This window comes from Paenibacillus sp. FSL R7-0216 (genome assembly GCF_037969915.1).
GTDB lineage: Bacteria > Bacillota > Bacilli > Paenibacillales > Paenibacillaceae > Fontibacillus > Fontibacillus rhizolycopersici.
In genome coordinates, this window is the sequence record NZ_CP150222.1 from 2,173,184 (window position 1) to 2,190,968 (window position 17,785).

Below are 17,785 nucleotides of genomic sequence, written 5' to 3' on the forward strand. Positions count from 1 at the left end.
AAGTAATGATCTTCTTGATACAATAAAAAATAGACTGCATTCTACTTATTCGTAGATACAATCAACCTGAGTCAATTTTACCACATTTCTTGTTGATTGTCAATATATCGTATGTGGATGTTATAGATGCCATTCAAGGGAGCGATTCAATTGGATCATACAGATCAGGCTTGGCAGGAAGAACAACGTCGCGTGGAGTACGTGGCCGATCAGATCGATGCCCGGATCCGCAAGCTCGAGCGGGAGGTTGGCAGTGTTCGCGGAGACGTTGTAGAGATGCGGAAAGATTTCTGGGACGAGGTAACGGTGAACTTCAGTGAAGCGGACGATGTCGGCGAAACGTCCACCAGTTTGCGGCAGCAGTCCCAGGTGCTTGCGGAGCGGGAGAAAAGCCATCAGCATGCATCCATCGCATTGGGAAAGATGAAACGGCTGAAGCAATCCCCTTATTTCGGACGGATTGATTTCGCTGAAGATGGCGAACCGGAAGAGGCCATCTATCTTGGGATCGCTTCGTTGCTCGAGGAGGGGGATGAAACGTTCCTCGTTTATGATTGGCGTGCGCCCATCTCAAACCTCTATTATGACAGTGTACCTGGGCCGGCTTCCTATGAAACGCCATCCGGCACGATCACGGGGACGATGTCGCTGAAACGTCAGTTCGTGATTCACGGTCGCAACATCAAGCTGATGTTCGACACCGGCGTCACGATTGGAGACGAGCTGTTGCAGCAAGTATTAAGCCGCAGCTCCGATGCGCAAATGAAGAGCATCGTGGCAACGATTCAACGCGAGCAGAACAAGATCATCCGCAACGATCGCAGCCGGATGCTGATCGTACAAGGGGCGGCCGGGAGCGGCAAGACGTCAGCCGCCCTGCAGCGGGTCGCCTACTTGCTCTACAAGCACCGGGAGGTGCTGCAAGCCGACCAGATGATTTTGTTCTCGCCCAATCCGATGTTCAATAGTTACGTATCGACGGTGCTTCCTGAACTAGGCGAGGAAAACATGCAGCAAACGACGTTCCAGGAATATCTGGAACACCGGCTGGGAAGAGAGTTCCAGCTCGAGGATCCTTTCGTTCAGATTGAATACGTGCTTTCCGCGCCGGAGGATGAAGCTTATCGAGCGCGGGTCAACGGCATCCGATTTAAATCGTCGGTGCAGTTTCTGCATGCGATCACGCGGTATAAGGAGATGCTGGAGCAGAAAGGTATGATCTTCAAACCGCTGCGCTTCCAGGGAAGGGAAATCGTTGGCGCGGAACAAATTGCCCGGCAATTTTATGCCTTTGATCCGGCGATCCGACTGGCGAACCGTTGCGAGCTGCTGAAGGAGTCGTTGCTGAAGGAAATCGCTGTCTTCGGGAAATCCGAGCTAGATCAGCCTTGGGTGGAAGAACAAATTCAGTTGCTGGATACGGAGGATTATCAGCGGGCTTACCAACGCATGCGGCGGCAGCAGCAAGGGAAAGGTACCTCGTTTAGTGACTATGAGGATGAGAAGACCATCCTTGCCAAAATGGTGGTCAGCGACCGTCTCAAGCCACTTCGCAAATGGGTCAAATCGTTGCGGTTCGTAGACGTGACGCGGCTGTATACGCAGCTGTTTAGCGACATGTCCATGATTCGCGAGGTCAATCCGGAAGGGCTGCCCGAGCTTTGGGAAGAAATCTGCGAACAAACGCTGCGAAAAATTGCGGCCGGCGAGCTTTTTTATGAAGACATTACGCCATTCCTCTATTTAAAAGAGCTGCTGCTCGGTTTCCGATCCAACACCTCGATGCGTCATGTGATCATCGACGAGGCGCAGGATTATTCGCCGTTCCAGCTGTTCTTCCTGAAGCGATTGTTCCCGAGGGCCAAAATGACGGCGCTTGGCGATTTGAATCAGGCCATATATGCCCATGCCTCCGTGCTGCAGCAATCCTCCGTGCTCAGCGACTTATATGGAGCGGAGGAGAGCGAGCTGATTACGCTGGAGCAAAGCTACCGTTCCACGCGTCAAATCGTCGAGTTCACCCGAGAAATGATTCCCGGCGGGGAAGCGATTCTTCCGTTCAACCGGGAGGGGGCGAAGCCGGAGGTTCGCCTCGTTGGCGATGTTACCGAGCTTCATGCTTCACTGGAGGAAACCATCGGTCAACTGCGCGCGGACGGGTACGAATCGATTGCTGTCATTTGTAAAACGGCGGAGGAAAGCCTAGACGCTTATGAGCGGCTGAGCGCCAAGCTGCCGGCTAAGCTGATCAAGAAAACGACCTTATCCTTCGAGAAGGGTGTCCATGTGATTCCGGCATATCTGGCCAAAGGCGTAGAATTCGACGCGGTGCTGATTTATGACGGGTCCGATCGTAAATACACGAGGGAAGCCGAAAGAAAGCTGTTTTACACGGCCTGCACGAGAGCGATGCACCTGCTGCGAGTCTATTCGATCGGTGAACCCAGCCGATTTATCCGGGAAGCGGCAAAATCGACCTATACTTTGCTTCCGTAACGAGCGGTATAATTTCGGCAAAATGAATCACACTAACCGGGTCTGTTTTAAACTTCTTTCGTGAAGGGTGGCCTGATGGTTAGATGGTCGGCAAACGTGGCGATTTGATTGCATTGGCATCCATACCGCTTATTATGACGCTGGGGAACTCCATGCTGATTCCGATTTTACCCCAAATTGCCCGCGAGCTTCACGTTACCTCCTTTCAAGTAAGCATGCTTATCACCGTATATGCCGTTGTAGCCATCTTGCTGATTCCGATAGCCGGCTATCTCTCCGATAAATTCGGCCGTAAAGCAATCATCGTACCCAGCCTGATTATCGCCGGAATCGGAGGCTGCGTATCGGGGGTAGCGGATTGGTTCGCGGATGGGCTAGCTGTGTATTGGCTGATACTGGGGGGGCGTTTCCTTCAGGGCATCGGTGCGGCCGGCGCCTTTCCAATCGTGTTGCCGCTTGTCGGCGACCTGTTTGAAAGCGAAGAAGAAGTCAGCCACAATCTGGGCGTGATTGAAACTTCCAACACATTCGGTAAAGTATTGAGCCCCATTTTAGGCGCCCTGCTTGGCGCTTGGATTTGGTACGCGCCGCTTTTGTCCATTCCGGCACTCTGCCTCATTTCGGTATTGCTTGTGCTCTTTCTGGTGCATGAACCCAAGAAACGGGAGCAAGCCAAACCGTTGCGTGAGTTCGTTTCCGCCGTCAAAGAGGTCTTAAAGCAGAAGGGACGCTGGTTGTATGCCATATTTTCAATTGGCTGTATCTCCATGTTTCTGCTGTTTGGCGTCCTGTTTTATCTCTCCGAGCAATTGGAGACGAAGCACGGTCTGAACGGAGTGATCAAGGGACTGGTGCTGGCGATTCCGCTGGCAGCTTTATGTCTAGCCTCCTTTATTACTGGAAAAAAGATAGGCAAAGACAAAAAGCTGATGAAATGGTCCGGCGTTGCCGGGTTGATTTTGTCCACAGGCGCTTTGTTCGGTATCGGTTTTTTCAGTAATATCTATTTTGTAATCGCTTGTCTGATCGTCTGCGGATCCGGCATCGGCATCGTGCTGCCGAGCTCGGATGCCTTGATCACTGAGGGAATCGATAAGGAGATGCGCGGTACGATTACTTCGTTATACAGCAGCATGCGGTTTATCGGAGTATCTGCGGGACCGCCCGTGATGTCGCTGCTGATGAAGGCCGGTCACATGACGATGTTCTTCGTCATCGCTGGCGTATCGTTGGTGGCGGTCATCCTGCTCTTGACCCTGGTCAAACCGGAATCAGGGCGCGGTGGGGCAATCAAGCCGAAGCCGAAGGAGCCCCGGAAACGTCCCAAAGTGGCGAGACCCTTGCATCAAGGCTGAGCAGAACCCGACTCTCGCACCTTCGCGGCAGCGGTCCCTTCAGGGGCACGCTGCTGTTCTATTGTCCGGGCTTTTTTGGTATGATAGGAGCTGAGTGTCGCTGGACAGATGAGTAGCTCAGCGGATAAAGGAACGAATCGTCATGATTTTGGAGGGGTAGACATGAATGCCAAACAGGCGGCGGGTTACCGCGCAGCAGAATGGGTCAAGGACGGAATGACAGTAGGCCTCGGTACGGGGTCAACCGCTTATTATGCGATTGAGAAAATCGGCGAGAGGGTAGGGAACGGTTTGCGGATCCGTGCGATTGCAACCTCCAATGCTTCGGAAGAGCTTGCCAAGAAATATCAGATTCCACTGATTCAAGCAGGGGATGTGGACAGGCTGGATCTGGCGATTGACGGGGCCGATGAGGTTGATCCGCAGATGGCCTTGATTAAAGGCGGCGGCGGAGCTTTGCTTCGGGAGAAGCTGGTAGCCATCAATAGCGATCGATTTATCGTTATAGCCGACCAGGGGAAGATGGTATCTAACCTAGGGCGTTTCAAGCTGCCGATCGAGTTGGTCCCTTTTTGCTATGAATGGACGCTGCGGGAGCTGAAGAGTCGCTATGACGTGCCGTTCGAATTGAGGATGCAAGGAGATCAGCTGTACGTCACCGATAACGGGAACTACATCGTGGATGCGGCCTTTGGCCAAATCGCCGACCCCGCCCGCTTGAGCGAGGAATTGAAAGCAATGACGGGAATAGTCGAGCATGGATTGTTTGTCGGAATCGCACAAACGGTCGTGATCGGGTATGAAGACGGTCGTACGGAAATTAAGGAGGCTCCATGTTTAAACCCATAAACGCGAGGGTCGACGAGCCGGCGATTCGGGAGTTGTTGGAATGCGCGGTCTTGTTCGATCCGGATGCGCTGGAAACGGCGGCCCGTTTGTACCGGGAAGGCGATACCTATAAGCTATACGGTTATGAAGAAGAAGGTGGGATTGCCGGCATCATCGGATTTCGCGTAAACGCTTCTGGAACGCTAGAAATCGAGCATCTCGCCGTCCATCCGGAACAGCGGATGAAAGGATTTGGACGTGCCTTAGTTCTGCTTGCCCTTACGGAAGCCGGGCCGGAGCGGATGGAGGCCGTTACCGATGAAGCAGGGGCGGATTTTTTTCGCAGCATCGGATTTCAGATTACCGGCTTTCAAGATGAAACATCCGGGGAAGAACGATTTCGTTGCTTTTATGAAGTGGACGAAGACGACGAGGAATAGACTCGAAAGGCTGCGGGGTTATACCCTGTAGCCTTTCTTTATTGCGGGGACAATTCAATCAAAAAGATATTTGACTTTCGGTGGGCAATCGCCTATAGTTTCATTGTCGAACTATTTTACTATAGAACTAACAGGACGAGTTTCTTGTTCCAAGACAGGGGGGATTCGGGAGGTGAATCTGGAGTCGAAGCAGCTGATCGAGCGTTATATGGCGGCTTATTTCGAGGTTACCAAACGACTAAACGGGCAAATCCGCGATATTATTCAAGAGGATATCACCATGGAGCAATTTCAAATTTTGAAGTATATCGCCCCCCGTGGCAGGTGCACCTCAACGGAACTGGCTGATACGTTTGCCGTCGGAAAAAGTTCCATCACCGCGATGATCACGCGGATGGTCGATAAAGGTTTTTTGCACCGGACTCGGGATGAAGAGGATCGGCGTGTCGTTTACTTGACCATGACGGAGCAGGGAAGACGCAATTACGACGTTGTTCAGGAGCAAATCATGAACACGGTCTCGACGTATCTAGTCCATTTCGATGCGGATGAGGTGGAAGGGTTTATCAGCGCTTTTGAGAAATTAGCCAGACTGATCGGCGAAGGGAGTACAGGGAAATGAGATTCATACTGAAGGCAAGATGGTGGATCTTGCTGCTGTGGATCACTTTAGCGGCCACATTGATGTTAACGGCACCTCCCATGGGGGATTTGGTGCGGGAGAATGGGGAAATTACCGTTCCGGAGGGGTATTCCTCTTCCGAAGCCTCCGCTATTTTGAAAGAAGTGGCCGAGATGAAAGGCGGAGCGAAAGAGACACAAATCGCCCTTGTTTTTCATGACAAACAAGGCATCGACGATGCCGACCAGAAAGAGATTGAACAAGGAATTACTACACTGCGTGACCATATGGAGGACATCGGCATCGCTTCGATTACCGATCCGTTTGGCACGCCGGAAGCGAAGGATAAGCTGATTTCGAAGGACGGAAATACAGTGTTGACCTCCTTGTCAGTGCTCGACGAGCAGCGTCCGCTCAAGGAGATCGAACAGGATATTCACCAAAGCCTGGATTCAGTCAAGGTGGAGCATTATCTGACCGGGCAAAAGCAGATCAACGAGGATATGGTGGTCAGCTCGGAGCAGGGCTTGAAGAAATCGGAATATTTTACGGTCATCTTTATTCTCTTGATCCTATTCGTGGTCTTCCGTTCGATGGTAGCGCCGTTCATTCCGCTGCTAACCGTCGGACTGAGTTATCTGGTGTCGCAATCCATCGTCGCGTTTCTGGTGGATTCGGTCAATTTCCCGATTTCGACGTATACGCAGATCTTTATGGTCGCGGTCATGTTCGGGATTGGGACCGACTATTGTATTCTGCTGATCAGCCGCTTTAAGGAAGAGCTGCAGCATACGGACGACAAATGGGAAGCGATTATCCAGACGTACCGCAAGGCGGGGAAAACGGTGTTCTTCTCCGGACTGGCGGTCTTGGTCGGCTTCTCGACGATCGGCTTATCGCAATTTATGCTGTACCGCTCGGCGGTCGCTGTCGCTGTCGGCATTGCGGTCATGCTCTTGGCTTTGGTAACTGTAGTTCCTTTCTTCATGGCAGTGCTGGGGACGAAACTGTTCTGGCCGGTGCGTGGTTCGCTGGAGCATAAGGAAAATCGATTCTGGGGCGCGATTGGAAGTTTCTCCTTGAAACGTCCATGGGCGGCGTTATTGATCGTTGCGGCAGTGACGGTGCCGTTTCTGATTTCCTATAGCGGCAACGTTTCCTTCAACAGCATGGAGGAAATCGGCGATGAATACGAATCGGTCAAGGCCTACAACATTATCTCCGAGAGCTTCGAGCCTGGCGAGTCGTTGCCGTCCACTATCGTCATCAAAAATGACGAACGTATGGATAATGCAGAGTATATGGCGTTATCCGAGAAGATCAGCCGTGAGGTGGAGAAGACGGACGGGGTGGCAAGCATTCGCGGCATGAGCCGTCCGACGGGCGAGGTCCTCAAGGATTTCGCTTTGAGTAATCAGGTGAAGACGGTTGGTGAGGGGCTAGGTGAGGGCGGAGAAGGCCTAGGAAAAATCCAAAACGGATTGTCCGAAGCTAGTCAGGCGCTGTCCGAAAACGCACCAAAGCTCAAGGAAGCCGCGGATAGCACCGGCAAGCTGGTAGACGGTACCGCCAAGCTGAAGGACGGGATTTCTCAGCTTTCCGGCGGTTTAACCGCGATCGAGAAAGGGATCCGTGAGGGTTCAATTGGTGCAGGCGAGCTGAAGCAGGGGCTGCAGCAAGCGCAAAAAAGCGCCGAGGATCTGGCGAACGCCCATGAGCAATTGCTGGGATCGTATCAGCAATTAGCTCAAGGCGTCTCCGGCTTGAGCGGTGGTCTCACGCAGATCCGTGAACCTTTGGGCGCGGCCTCGCAGGGGTTAACCGCATTGACCGCGCGGTTCGCAAGCCTGGAGGGCAAGTTCCCTGAATTGGCCGCCGATCAAGATTATTTAACGATTCGCGGTACGGTTACAGAAACCGGCAAAGGCTTAGGCCAATTGACTGCCGGATTGCAGCAAGCGGAACAACAGCTCGGGCAAGTGGCTGCTGGACTGAACCAAGCCAACCAAGGATATGCTCAAGCGGCGGCCGGTGGGAAACAGTTAGCCGGCGGTCTGAACCAGATCGTCGCCGGTTTGGCGAAGCTGCAATCGGGCCTCGTACAGGCGGCTGACGGGCAAGGAAAGATCGTGGGTCAATTGCCGGAGGTCGAATCGGGCTTGGCGCAAATTCAAAATGGGCAAGAACAGATTCAAACCGGGTTCAGCCAGTTCTCCGGTCAAATCACGCAATTAACCGATGGTTTGGACCAGAGCGTAGACGGGTTGGAGCAGGTGTCCGGCGGTTTAAACACCGCAAAGGATTACCTGACAGAGGTAGGCAGCACAGATAATGGGCTGGATGGCTGGTACGTTCCGCAGCAAGCGCTTGAGAACGAACAGATCACTCAGGTGTTTGATACGTACCTGTCCGAAGACCGCAAAGTCATGAAACTGGAAGTGGTCTTCTCCAGCAATCCTTACGGTCGGGAAGCCATCGACCGGATCGGTGAGGTAGAATCCGCCGTACAGACCGCAGTCAAAGGGACGCAGCTGGAAAACGCCAAAGTTGCGATCGGCGGCGTATCCAGTACGTTTAATGACCTCAAAAACATTTCGGGCAATGACTATACACGCACGGTGATCCTGATGCTGGCCGGGATCTTCATTATCCTGGTGCTGCTGCTTCGTTCGCTGGTTATGCCGGTATACATTATCCTGTCGTTGGTGTTGACGTTCTACGCTTCGATCGGATTTACGGAATGGGTCTTCGTCGACATCTTCGGTTACTCGGGCGTAAGCTGGGCGACACCGTTCTTCGGGTTCGTCATGCTGGTCGCGTTGGGCGTCGACTACAGTATCTTCCTGATGGACCGCTTTAACGAAAATAAGGAGTGGAACGTCGGCGATGCGATTCTGCATTCGATGCGCAACATGGGAACGGTCATTTTGTCCGCTGCGATTATTCTTGGCGGCACGATGGCTTCGATGTATCCGTCCGGCGTCATGTCGATGCTGCAAATCGCCACGCTTGTGCTTTCCGGCTTGGCGTTGTACTCGGTGATCGTCCTGCCGTTCCTGATCCCGGTCATGGTGAAGATGTTCGGGCAAGGTAACTGGTGGCCGTTCCATCGCCGTATCGGCAAGAACTCCGAACAAGGAAACAGCGTAAATCAGTAAATTGAATATCAAAAAACGCCGGCTTCTTCTCCAACAGGAGAGAAGCCGGCGTTCTTTGTGTTTAACAGATTTTAACCCAACGTCCCTCGCTTGAGGAAGCTGCGTAGCGCCCATCTCCGCTCTTGACGTTTCTTATATTTCGGCAAGGAGCGATAGATCGCGATCGATTCGTCAAAAGCCTGCTTGGCCTCCTCTTTGCTGCCCAACAATTGATAAAGGCTGCCCAGCAAATAATAAGCTTCGCTGGAAGAGGATTGGATCTCGCCGAAACGGGCAGCGTATTGCAGGGCTTTCTGCGGGTCGCGCTCACGGAAGGCGGAAGCTAACCGCAGATAAGGTTGTCCGTACTTGACGCGTTCGTTCAAGCTTAAGGCGTGCAACATATGGGCCTCGCCTTCCTCGATCCGTCCGAGTCCCAGACAGGCTGTCCCTAGATCGTCCCAAAACTCCGCCGACGTCTCGGAAGCCTCCTTAGCCTCTTCCAGTAGCCGATGGGCCTCGGCATACTTCTTGCGCTCCAGCAGCAGCCGAGCAAGCTCGCGTTTGGCGGAAACGTCGAAAGGGCTGGCGGCCAGTTGCTGGCGAAGCCGTGAAATGCTGCGGCCGCGCTTCAATGGCTTGCTCAGGCTCGGGAATAAACCAACATAACGCCGATCGATGAAGTAAACGATGAAAAGCAAGACAATAATGGCGAGAAAAGGATTGCCCAGCAGCCATGATAAGAACAGAAACAGGAATACCTTACTCATTCAAATCCTCCACCCATGACATCATAATTTCCAATTATATCACAATGTAAGGAGGACGAGGGAACAAGAGAACAGCCGCCCTGGAGGCGGCCGTGTAATGATACTTGTTATTGGAAGCTTCGCATTGAACTTGCGGAGCCAAGCGAACCTGTGGCTTGTGAGCTCATCGAGCTCATAGCACCTGTGGAGCCGGAGCCGATAGGGCTATACGATCCCGGGCTTGGCGAGCTTGGAATGTGGGTGTTCATGGCCGATCCAAAGCTTCCGATGCTGCCACCGCTGTAGCTGCTTTGACCAATGCCTTGGGTGCTATAGGAGGTTTGTCCGACGTTAGGCTGAGTATAGCTGGTTCCGATTCCGGACATCGAGTTCACGCTATGTTCCAGTTGCCCGGCAATTTGCGCTACACGTTGGAACTGCTGCATTGCGGTTTGATGCCCGTGCAGGGCGGTTTGAATCGTTTGAACCGCTCTGCGCTCGCGCTGAGCTAGTTCCTCCAGCTGCATCGCGTTTTGCTGCTCCTGCTGCAGCATTTGTTGGTACATCATTGTAGCTTGGCGGGTTTGCTGTTCCAATTGGCGCATCGTTTGTTCAATTTCACGGACTTGTTGACTGACATTGTTGTACATAAGATGAAAAACCTCCTCAAGATAGGTTAGGTTGTGAAACCATGGTTAGGGTACCCTCCGGACTTTCGGCTATGCATCTTTCGGATGATGAGAAGGTAAAGGTCCAATCCCTCGTCCGAACGGGTTCATAAACTATAGGTGGAGGTGATAAGCGAATGGACAAAAACAAGTTTATCGAGAAAATCGCTCCGCTCGCCGTCGCCAGCGCGGAGGAAAGCGGCATTCCGGCCTCGCTGACGATTGCCCAGGCGGCTTTGGAATCGAACTTTGGAGCCAGTCGATTAGCCACCGAAGCTCATAATCTGTTTGGTATTAAGGGCAGCGGTCCGGTAGGAAGCTTGATTCTGCCCACAACCGAATACCGAGGTGGAAGAGCGGTAACGGTAAACGCGGCTTTTCGTAAGTACCCGTCTTGGGCGGAATCCATTGCGGACCACGCCCGAATATTATCGGCTAAACGGTATACCGGGGTGCTTCGAAAGATTGGGGCTGAAGCGGCGCGGGCAGTAGCCGCAGCGGGATACGCCTCAGACCCGCAGTATGCGAACAAACTGATCCGCTTAATGGATTCCTATAACTTGACTCAATATGATGAAGCGAAAGGAGATGAACCGATGACGGCGGAGGAGAGGAAGCAATTCGAAGCGCTTCAAGAAACGGTTCTTGCCCAAGCGAAACAGATCGCCGACCTGGAGAAATGGATTCGGCCAGGCATTCCTGCTTGGGCCAAGGAAGCGGTGAATGCGGCCGTGAATTACAGCAAGGAAGAGCCGTTGCTGCAAAACCCGGAGCAGGGCAGCGTTGACTTCTACCGGATCATTACCGTGATGCACCGGCGGGGGTTGTTCGATAAGAAGAGTTAGTGAGCCGGATTTGGGGGCGCGGCATACCCCATTCTGTTGTTTTCAAGTGGCTGCGGTGGTACGATGGGTTGGAAGATTAAGGGACTGCGTCAAGGAGGGATTTCGATTCGGAAGAGTTTATGGATTCCTGCGACTGCCGGGCTAGCACTGCTGGCGGCGATGTATACGTGGTGGTATATCGAAAACGTATCTCCGGTTAAAATGACGAAAACCCTTGAGGGAGTGGCTTGGTTGGAGGAAGACCCGACGTACAGCCCGCCGATTCAAATTTCTCTGGACGGTTACTATGACCAGGGAGACGATCTATTTAGAGGTACCATACGGATCAACGGACAGGTATATCCCGATTGCTATCTTGCAAGTGGTTTCCTGGTTAGTCGTTATGAGGGGGAAACCCTGATTCGTCTCGGGCAGATCTATTACGATGAAGGGATGGGTCGCCTCGTATGGCTTATGCCGCAATCCGATCTTCCACCTGAGCTTACAAACCCGCAATACTCCGAAGCGGAAGTACTTCTGGCAGCGCCCGCCACGTCCGGAGAAGAAGCGCTGGAACTTCTAGCGAAACTAAAAAAAGGACAAAAGCCCTCGTAGAAATAACAGCTACAAGGGCTTTTGTCCGGGCATCCCTTGCGGGACGCCCATCATGGGAGAGGAGAAACCGGACGAAGAGCTTATGGGGAAACGTAAGTCTTCTCCGCGGTTGTCTACGACATTTGGTGATGTCGATAATCTAAGTTTGTCCGGGACGTGGGGTTTTATACCTCAGATGCGCAAAATTTCGTATGATTTTTTTCGTTTTTCAATCCCAGGCGGATTATGGTACGATATCGACAGGAATTTTCCAGGCATAATAAAGGTGTGTGAACAAAACCAATGAGAGTGATTTCGGGCACTGCCAGGGGCAGAGCGTTAAAGGCCGTTCCCGGCATGGGGACAAGGCCGACGACGGACAAAGTCAAAGAAGCGATATTCAGCATGATTGGGCCCTATTTTGACGGGGGCGCAGCGTTAGACTTGTTTGCGGGTACCGGAGGTCTCGGGATCGAAGCCCTAAGCCGCGGCATGGACAAGGCTGTTTTCATCGATAAAGACTTCAAGAGCTTGGAGACGGTCCGTCAAAACCTGAAGACAACTGGATTCGAAGCGATAGCCGAAGTGTACAAAAACGATGCCGAGAGGGCGCTTAAAGCCCTGGCGAAACGAGATGTGGTGTTCGATCTGGTGTTCCTGGATCCGCCTTACCGCATGAAGAATGGGGATGCGCTGATGGAGCAAATGGACGAGCTGCAGCTGCTCGCACCGCAGGCAACGATCGTGCTCGAATACGAATCGTCGTATGCTTATCCTGAGCGGTTTGGGCATTTTAACCAGATACGCAAAGCGGAATATGGAGAAACGGCCGTTTCCATTTATACCTACGATTCCGAGACGGACGCGGTTCAAACCGACGATCAAGGAGGAGCAACAACATGAACGAACAGCGGCAACCGCGGGTAGCGGTTTATCCAGGCAGCTTTGATCCCGTGACGAAAGGGCATATGGATATTATCCAACGGGCCTCGCGCCAGTTTGATCGGCTGATTGTGGCGGTGTTGAACAATTTGAGCAAGAAGCCGTTATTTACCGTCGAGGAGCGGAAGGAACTGCTCACACAGGTTACCGGCCATTTGCCGAACGTGGAAATCGACAGCTTTCGGGATCTGCTGGTTAATTACATGGATTATAAAAAGGCCCATGTCATCGTACGGGGCATTCGCTCCGTTACCGATTTTGAATATGAACTGCAGCTGGCGTCTACCAATCATAAGTTGAACAGTGAAGTCGAGACGATCTTTATGATGACGCATCCGAAATATTCCTATTTAAGCTCCAGTGTCGTTAAAGAGATCGCTAGCTTCCATGGGGATGTCAGCGATCTCGTTCCGCCAGAGGTGGAGAGGGCGATGCGTGAGAAGTTCAAGGAGAAGCTGGGGCCAAGTTAGGAGCCTGATCTTAGGTCTCGTCTTGACGCCGCCATAGAAGCGCGATGGACAACAATCCAAACGTGAGCAAAGTCAGCATCCATAGCTGCCATTCCATCACCCCGAACGTTTGCTGCCAGTTAGGCAGGGCGGCCGGGGTGTCGCTTCCTGCGGGAACCCTTTCGCCGCCGCCAAAAGCCGGGAGCGCACCTGGGACCCAGCGCGTGAACGGTTTCCATAGCAGCAAGGTAAGGACATAAGCATAGGCCGCATGCAGAAGGCGATTCAGTAGAAATGTTCGTTCGCCGATGCCAGCCGGTCCAAGGATGGCTCGTACCTGCAGATAAGCGCACAAACCGCTCCACCCAAGCGCCGCTCCTAGCAGGGAAGCGAGAAGGGCCGGGGGAAGAGACGGGGCCAATCCGGAAATCGAATAGGAACCCAAATGGACCTCCAGTACCCCCTTTACGGCAACCGCAAAAGCTTGGTCGGGGAGTGCCAACAGAATAACGTGGATGACGACTGCGAAAATAAGCATATATCCTCCGGTGATCATCAGCGTCTGGACGCCGGAGGCTACCGAGTCGCCAAGCAGCTTGCCAAAGCTGCGGCCGTCCTCGCGGCGAGCCTCTTCCATGTGGCGTAGGGCCAAGCGCAGTAAGGGAACGCGCGGCTTGGCTGCAGAGTGCGCTGCCGTAGGTGCAGTGGACGCGGAGCGGTCCGGAAATACCAAATGCAGCGTAAGGCCCGCAGCCAGACCCGCAGCCCAGTGCACAGCCAACAGGAGCAGACCGAATTCGGGCCTGCCTACGAAGCCTGCGCCGATCACCACGACGAGCAGCATCGGGCTGCAAAAATGGGCTGCGGCCGCAAGCCGTTCGGCTTCCCTCGCGGTCACCTTGCCTTGCTTATGCAGCGTGACGGCCGCTTCGGCTGCGGCGGGGAAGCCAGCGGTCATCCCAAGCGGCAGCAACCAGCCGAAAGATCCGGGCAGTCCCAGGACACGGCGGGTGAAAGGGTCGAGCAGTGTGCCCAATCCGTGGGCGAACCCGGCGGCTAGCAGCATTTGCGAGAGAACGACAAACGGCAGCAGGGCCGGAAAGACGATCCGCCACCAGATCGCCAAGCCATCGCCGGAAGCTTTAAACGCTTCTCCGGGGGCATAAACGACGCAAATAACGACTAAAACGGCCAAAAATCCGGTCAACAACGTAGACAACGGGCTGGTGGCCAAACGTCGGAAATTCATATGTATAGATTCACCTTCTTTGTCATTAGATAAAGACCGATAGCAAATCAGCGCATAGTACATGCTATGCATCACCGGCTAAGGACAGACTACCCCGTTTCATGGAGCGAAGCATCGCATAAAGACGAATGCGGACGGAAGACAAGGTTCTTCCGCCGTTGTACAGGAAGGGAGGAGAACCGGATGCGGCAATCCAGAGCCAAAGCGATCAAATCGGGGCTGTACGTCCTAACGATCGCGGTGATCGTATATGTCGTCGTTTACATGTCGACCCCGTACATGATCAATCAACCGGGCACGGCGGAGGAAATCAAACCGATGGTCTCGATTAAGTCGGGGGATTCGGAGGAAAAAGGGACGTTTATGCTGACGACCGTTTCGGTCAGCTACGCCAACGTGTGGATGCTGGCGACTGCGCGCTTCAACAAGCATGCCGAAATCGTCCGCAAGGAACCGGACCGAAATGATGAGGAGTACGAAACTCAGCAGCGCTATTATATGAGCAGCTCACAGTCGAACGCGATCTTGGCCGCTTACAACAAGGCAGGCGTTAAATACGACGTCGTCTCGGAGTACGTATTTATCGTCGGCTTATCCAAGGAAAGCCAGCCGAAAGGGGATTTCCATCCCGGGGATATCATTCGGAAAGTGAACGGTCAGCCGGTGAAGCAATTTGAGGATCTCGGCGCCTTGCTGCAAGACGATCAGCCCGGGGATCAGGTGAAACTCCAGCTGGAGCGTGGAGGCAAATCCCTGGATCAGCAGGTGGAACTCGTGGAGATCAAAGCGGCCGACGGAGGACGTAAAGCCGGATTGGGCGTGACCGTAGGTGAGCTCCGCAAGGTACAGGCGGCCGATCAAGCCAAGGAAGTGCAGTTTGCAGACACGCGGATCGGCGGTCCCTCCGCGGGTCTGATGTTCACGCTTGAGATTTACAATCAGCTGACTCCAGGCGATTTGAGTCATGGCTACCGGGTGGCCGGCACCGGCACGATTGCCGAAGACGGGACGGTTGGGGCCATCGGCGGGGTCCAGTTTAAAATCGTGGCTTCGGACCGGGAGAAGGCGGAAATATTTTTCGTGCCGGAGGCAAACTATAATGACGCGAAAACAAAAGCGGAGGAAATCGGCTCGAAAATGAAGCTGGTGCCGGTGAAAAAGCTGGACGATGCCCTTAATTATTTGGATTCATTGGAGCCGAAAGCTTCCTAATCCAGGGCAATCCGCTTCTATACGTAGAGGTGCCTGGCGATACTCGCGCAGCAGCTCGTCCATCTGGCGCTGCGGCATCGCGTTGGCATAGGCGGCAGCCGCCCGGATGTCGAGGGTCAACTGTGGGTGATCGAGCTCGGCGGCTCTTGTGATGATCGGCAGCCGTGCCGTTTGCTTCATCCGCTTTAGCAACTGTTGTCCGGCTTCGCTGAAGCCAAGCACCCGCAGATAACCCGGGCCTTGAGCCAGCGCTTCGGGTGCTAACAGCTCGCGGGAATGCTGCAAGAGAATATGCAAAAGCATGCGCTGCAGCTTCGTATGGGTATAGCGTTTGGTTTTAAGCTGCGTTAGCAGCTCGGCCACCGTCGGCTGGGATAGGCGGGGCAGCGTTTTTCTGATCCGGTACTCCAGCCCTTCCGTCACCTCGTGAAGGGCGGCAAGCTGCTCCGGCGCGGCCAGGAGCAGCTGGTGGAAGAGCGGCGCGGCCAAGCTCTCCCACGTCACGGGCCCGCGGCTCGCCGCGAACTCGCGGGCGAGGATCTCCGCCGTGTACGGCGGGAGATACGGCGCGGCTGCGGCTAGACCGCCATCGGCGATCAGCCGCCGCACGGCCGTGGCGCTGGCGATGTTCGCGTCCTTCGGCGCGACATCGCCGTGCCCTGCGGCCCGGCGCCCGACGGTGGCCGGCGCGATGCCGCTGCCCAGCCGCCGCAGCGCGATCAGGTAGTGCAGCCCCAAACTGTTGTTGGGCTGCTCCAATAGCGATCGCGCTGCGGCGGCATCGCCGCCGAGCGTGCGCGCGACCGCGGCGGCGTAGGCCGCGGGGTAGCTCGCCCCGGTGGCGAGCTCCTCCGCGATGGCCGCCTGCAGCGCCTGCGGCTCGGCGGCCAGCCGCTCGGCCAGCGGCCGCAGCGCCGTAAGCGCGCCGGCTTCGCTGCCGAAGCATAGATGCGTCGTGACCCCCGTCGCATCCAATAAGGCCACTGCGCCGTATGCGAACCACTCGGCCGGCTGGGCCGCATAAGCGACCGGCAGCTCCAGCACGACGTCGACTCCGAGGCGGAGAGCCATCTCCGCCCGTGCCCACTTGTCGACGAGTGCCGGCTCGCCGCGCTGCAGGAAATCGCCGCTCATCACGGCGATCACCGCGTCGGCGCCGGTAAGCCGCTTGGCTTCGGCGAAATGATGGGCGTGACCGTTATGCAGCGGATTATATTCGACAATGATACCAACGATATTCAAAGGGTTCTACTCCTTATTTTCCAGGGATTTGGGTGGATTCTTCACCTATGAATATACCATGAAAAGATAGCGGAGCTAAAAGGATGGAGCCGTCAGCGGCATTTTCACCGAAAGAACAGCTTTATTGTTGACAAAACTTACTTAAAATCGGTATAATAATTTTTGTTTGTTTGGAGTGATGCTGATGTTTATTAATTTGCGTCAGGTGACCTCGTCCGAAGCTCCGGTGAAGATTCATCAGACTTTGGACGTAAGCCGTGTTGTCAAAGGTCGCAGGGATATTCTCGCGATGAGTCCGCTGCAAGTCGATTTGCAGGCGGAACCCGCTGGCGGAGACGTAGTCGATGTCAAGGGCAGGCTGACGGCGGAGCTCGATATGACTTGTTCTCGGTGCTTGAAGCCGCTGAAGCAGGTCGTACAAGCGGAGTTTGCAGAAAGCTTCAAACAAGGCGAGGCTCCTGAGACGGACATGCAGACGCAGGAAGAAGACGAAGACTTGCAATATGTCGCCGACGACAAAGTCGATTTGGTGCCGTATGTGGAAGAAACGCTGTTGCTTCATCTTCCGTATGCTGCTTTGTGCCAGGAATCCTGCAAAGGGCTTTGCCCGAATTGCGGGACCGTTCTGAACGAACAGGAATGCGGCTGCAATACGGACGTGATCGATCCGCGGCTCGCAGCGCTCGGCGATTTTTTCAAAAATAAGCAAGTAAACAAGGAATAAAGCCCCGGTTAGGGTTGACTTGAATAAGGAGGTGGGAACCATGGCAGTACCTCAACGGAGAACGTCCAAAACGCGCCGCGACAAACGCCGCACGCATTTCAAATTGGCTGTGCCGGGCATGGTAAAATGTGAACAATGCGGAGAATTGAAGCTTGCTCACCACGTATGCAAAGTTTGCGGAACATACAAATCGAGAGAAATTATTGGCCAATAAGCTTTAGGCACTCAACTCAAAGTAGTACTTCATTTCGGTG

General features: G+C 54.0%; 17 protein-coding genes. 13 read left to right on the plus strand and 4 right to left on the minus strand.

Annotation, left to right across the window (positions count from 1 at the left end):
• Window positions 1–126: 126 nt before the first annotated feature.
• From helD to MKZ15_RS09725, 6 genes are all read left to right on the plus strand, one after another.
• Window positions 127–2,496 (plus strand): RNA polymerase recycling motor HelD, encoded by a 2,370-nt coding sequence (helD, locus tag MKZ15_RS09700; protein ID WP_339821582.1) that lies wholly within the window; start codon window positions 127–129, stop codon window positions 2,494–2,496.
• A gap of 83 nt (window positions 2,497–2,579) precedes the next feature.
• Window positions 2,580–3,851 carry an MFS transporter gene (locus tag MKZ15_RS09705; protein ID WP_339821585.1) on the plus strand — a complete coding sequence of 424 codons (1,272 nt, stop codon included), beginning with the start codon at window positions 2,580–2,582 and terminating at the stop codon, window positions 3,849–3,851.
• 162 nt (window positions 3,852–4,013) lie between these two features.
• A complete protein-coding gene (gene rpiA / locus MKZ15_RS09710) occupies window positions 4,014–4,700 on the plus strand; it encodes a ribose-5-phosphate isomerase RpiA (protein ID WP_339821588.1) in 687 nt (228 codons plus the stop codon).
• Complete coding sequence (locus MKZ15_RS09715) at window positions 4,685–5,119, plus strand: GNAT family N-acetyltransferase (protein ID WP_339821590.1); 435 nt, start codon at window positions 4,685–4,687, stop codon at window positions 5,117–5,119. Before rpiA ends, MKZ15_RS09715 begins: the two co-directional genes overlap by 16 nt.
• Window positions 5,120–5,291: 172 nt before the next feature.
• A complete protein-coding gene (locus tag MKZ15_RS09720; RefSeq protein ID WP_244868345.1) occupies window positions 5,292–5,741 on the plus strand; it encodes a MarR family transcriptional regulator in 450 nt (149 codons plus the stop codon).
• Complete coding sequence (locus tag MKZ15_RS09725) at window positions 5,738–8,899, plus strand: MMPL family transporter (RefSeq protein ID WP_339821594.1); 3,162 nt, start codon at window positions 5,738–5,740, stop codon at window positions 8,897–8,899. Before MKZ15_RS09720 ends, MKZ15_RS09725 begins: the two co-directional genes overlap by 4 nt.
• A 71-nt stretch (window positions 8,900–8,970) precedes the next feature.
• Here the strand turns inward: MKZ15_RS09725 and MKZ15_RS09730 are convergent, their stop codons facing one another.
• Together MKZ15_RS09730 and MKZ15_RS09735 are read right to left on the minus strand one after the other, a co-directional pair.
• Complete coding sequence (locus MKZ15_RS09730; RefSeq protein ID WP_155607386.1) at window positions 8,971–9,648, minus strand: tetratricopeptide repeat protein; 678 nt, start codon at window positions 9,646–9,648, stop codon at window positions 8,971–8,973.
• A gap of 107 nt (window positions 9,649–9,755) precedes the next feature.
• The gene (locus MKZ15_RS09735; protein WP_240908769.1) at window positions 9,756–10,277 is read right to left on the minus strand and encodes a hypothetical protein; all 522 of its coding nucleotides are present in this window, start codon (window positions 10,275–10,277) and stop codon (window positions 9,756–9,758) included.
• A 155-nt stretch (window positions 10,278–10,432) separates the two neighbouring features.
• Here MKZ15_RS09735 and MKZ15_RS09740 point away from each other — a divergent pair, with 155 nt between their 5' ends.
• The 4 genes from MKZ15_RS09740 (at window position 10,433) to coaD (ending at window position 13,125) form a co-directional block, all read left to right on the plus strand.
• On the plus strand, window positions 10,433–11,140 hold the full coding sequence (locus tag MKZ15_RS09740) for a glucosaminidase domain-containing protein (RefSeq protein WP_339821598.1): 708 nt from the start codon (window positions 10,433–10,435) through the stop codon (window positions 11,138–11,140).
• Between the two features lie 63 nt (window positions 11,141–11,203).
• On the plus strand, window positions 11,204–11,734 hold the full coding sequence (locus tag MKZ15_RS09745) for a hypothetical protein (protein ID WP_213621750.1): 531 nt from the start codon (window positions 11,204–11,206) through the stop codon (window positions 11,732–11,734).
• Between the two features lie 282 nt (window positions 11,735–12,016).
• The gene (rsmD, locus tag MKZ15_RS09750; protein WP_339821602.1) at window positions 12,017–12,616 is read left to right on the plus strand and encodes a 16S rRNA (guanine(966)-N(2))-methyltransferase RsmD; all 600 of its coding nucleotides are present in this window, start codon (window positions 12,017–12,019) and stop codon (window positions 12,614–12,616) included.
• A complete protein-coding gene (gene coaD, locus MKZ15_RS09755; RefSeq protein ID WP_155607381.1) occupies window positions 12,613–13,125 on the plus strand; it encodes a pantetheine-phosphate adenylyltransferase in 513 nt (170 codons plus the stop codon). Before rsmD ends, coaD begins: the two co-directional genes overlap by 4 nt.
• A gap of 10 nt (window positions 13,126–13,135) precedes the next feature.
• Here coaD and MKZ15_RS09760 read toward each other — a convergent pair whose 3' ends face one another.
• Complete coding sequence (locus MKZ15_RS09760; RefSeq protein WP_339821606.1) at window positions 13,136–14,353, minus strand: nucleoside recognition domain-containing protein; 1,218 nt, start codon at window positions 14,351–14,353, stop codon at window positions 13,136–13,138.
• A 183-nt stretch (window positions 14,354–14,536) separates the two neighbouring features.
• On the opposite strand from MKZ15_RS09760, the gene MKZ15_RS09765 reads away from it, so the two are divergent.
• Window positions 14,537–15,565: a SepM family pheromone-processing serine protease gene (locus MKZ15_RS09765; RefSeq protein WP_193415184.1), complete on the plus strand. Its 1,029-nt coding sequence runs from the start codon at window positions 14,537–14,539 to the stop codon at window positions 15,563–15,565.
• Here MKZ15_RS09765 and MKZ15_RS09770 read toward each other — a convergent pair.
• Window positions 15,542–16,807 carry a nucleotidyltransferase gene (locus tag MKZ15_RS09770; protein WP_339821610.1) on the minus strand — a complete coding sequence of 422 codons (1,266 nt, stop codon included), beginning with the start codon at window positions 16,805–16,807 and terminating at the stop codon, window positions 15,542–15,544. The genes MKZ15_RS09765 and MKZ15_RS09770 overlap by 24 nt on opposite strands.
• A 184-nt stretch (window positions 16,808–16,991) precedes the next feature.
• Between MKZ15_RS09770 and MKZ15_RS09775 the strand changes: the two genes are divergently transcribed.
• Window positions 16,992–17,531: a DUF177 domain-containing protein gene (locus MKZ15_RS09775; RefSeq protein ID WP_213621746.1), complete on the plus strand. Its 540-nt coding sequence runs from the start codon at window positions 16,992–16,994 to the stop codon at window positions 17,529–17,531.
• A 40-nt stretch (window positions 17,532–17,571) separates the two neighbouring features.
• Window positions 17,572–17,745 (plus strand): 50S ribosomal protein L32, encoded by a 174-nt coding sequence (rpmF, locus tag MKZ15_RS09780; protein WP_009222962.1) that lies wholly within the window; start codon window positions 17,572–17,574, stop codon window positions 17,743–17,745.
• Window positions 17,746–17,785: the final 40 nt, after the last annotated feature.

Coding starts and splice junctions, on each gene's coding strand:
- helD (WP_339821582.1), top strand. CDS start 127: ATGCCATTCAAGGGAGCGATTCAATTGGATCATACAGATCAGGCTTGG.
- MKZ15_RS09705 (WP_339821585.1), top strand. CDS start 2,580: ATGGTCGGCAAACGTGGCGATTTGATTGCATTGGCATCCATACCGCTT.
- rpiA (WP_339821588.1), top strand. CDS start 4,014: ATGAATGCCAAACAGGCGGCGGGTTACCGCGCAGCAGAATGGGTCAAG.
- MKZ15_RS09715 (WP_339821590.1), top strand. CDS start 4,685: ATGTTTAAACCCATAAACGCGAGGGTCGACGAGCCGGCGATTCGGGAG.
- MKZ15_RS09725 (WP_339821594.1), top strand. CDS start 5,738: ATGAGATTCATACTGAAGGCAAGATGGTGGATCTTGCTGCTGTGGATC.
- MKZ15_RS09730 (WP_155607386.1), bottom strand. CDS start 9,648: ATGAGTAAGGTATTCCTGTTTCTGTTCTTATCATGGCTGCTGGGCAAT.
- MKZ15_RS09735 (WP_240908769.1), bottom strand. CDS start 10,277: ATGTACAACAATGTCAGTCAACAAGTCCGTGAAATTGAACAAACGATG.
- MKZ15_RS09740 (WP_339821598.1), top strand. CDS start 10,433: ATGGACAAAAACAAGTTTATCGAGAAAATCGCTCCGCTCGCCGTCGCC.
- MKZ15_RS09745 (WP_213621750.1), top strand. CDS start 11,204: ATGGGTTGGAAGATTAAGGGACTGCGTCAAGGAGGGATTTCGATTCGG.
- rsmD (WP_339821602.1), top strand. CDS start 12,017: ATGAGAGTGATTTCGGGCACTGCCAGGGGCAGAGCGTTAAAGGCCGTT.
- coaD (WP_155607381.1), top strand. CDS start 12,613: ATGAACGAACAGCGGCAACCGCGGGTAGCGGTTTATCCAGGCAGCTTT.
- MKZ15_RS09760 (WP_339821606.1), bottom strand. CDS start 14,353: ATGAATTTCCGACGTTTGGCCACCAGCCCGTTGTCTACGTTGTTGACC.
- MKZ15_RS09765 (WP_193415184.1), top strand. CDS start 14,537: ATGCGGCAATCCAGAGCCAAAGCGATCAAATCGGGGCTGTACGTCCTA.
- MKZ15_RS09775 (WP_213621746.1), top strand. CDS start 16,992: ATGTTTATTAATTTGCGTCAGGTGACCTCGTCCGAAGCTCCGGTGAAG.
- rpmF (WP_009222962.1), top strand. CDS start 17,572: ATGGCAGTACCTCAACGGAGAACGTCCAAAACGCGCCGCGACAAACGC.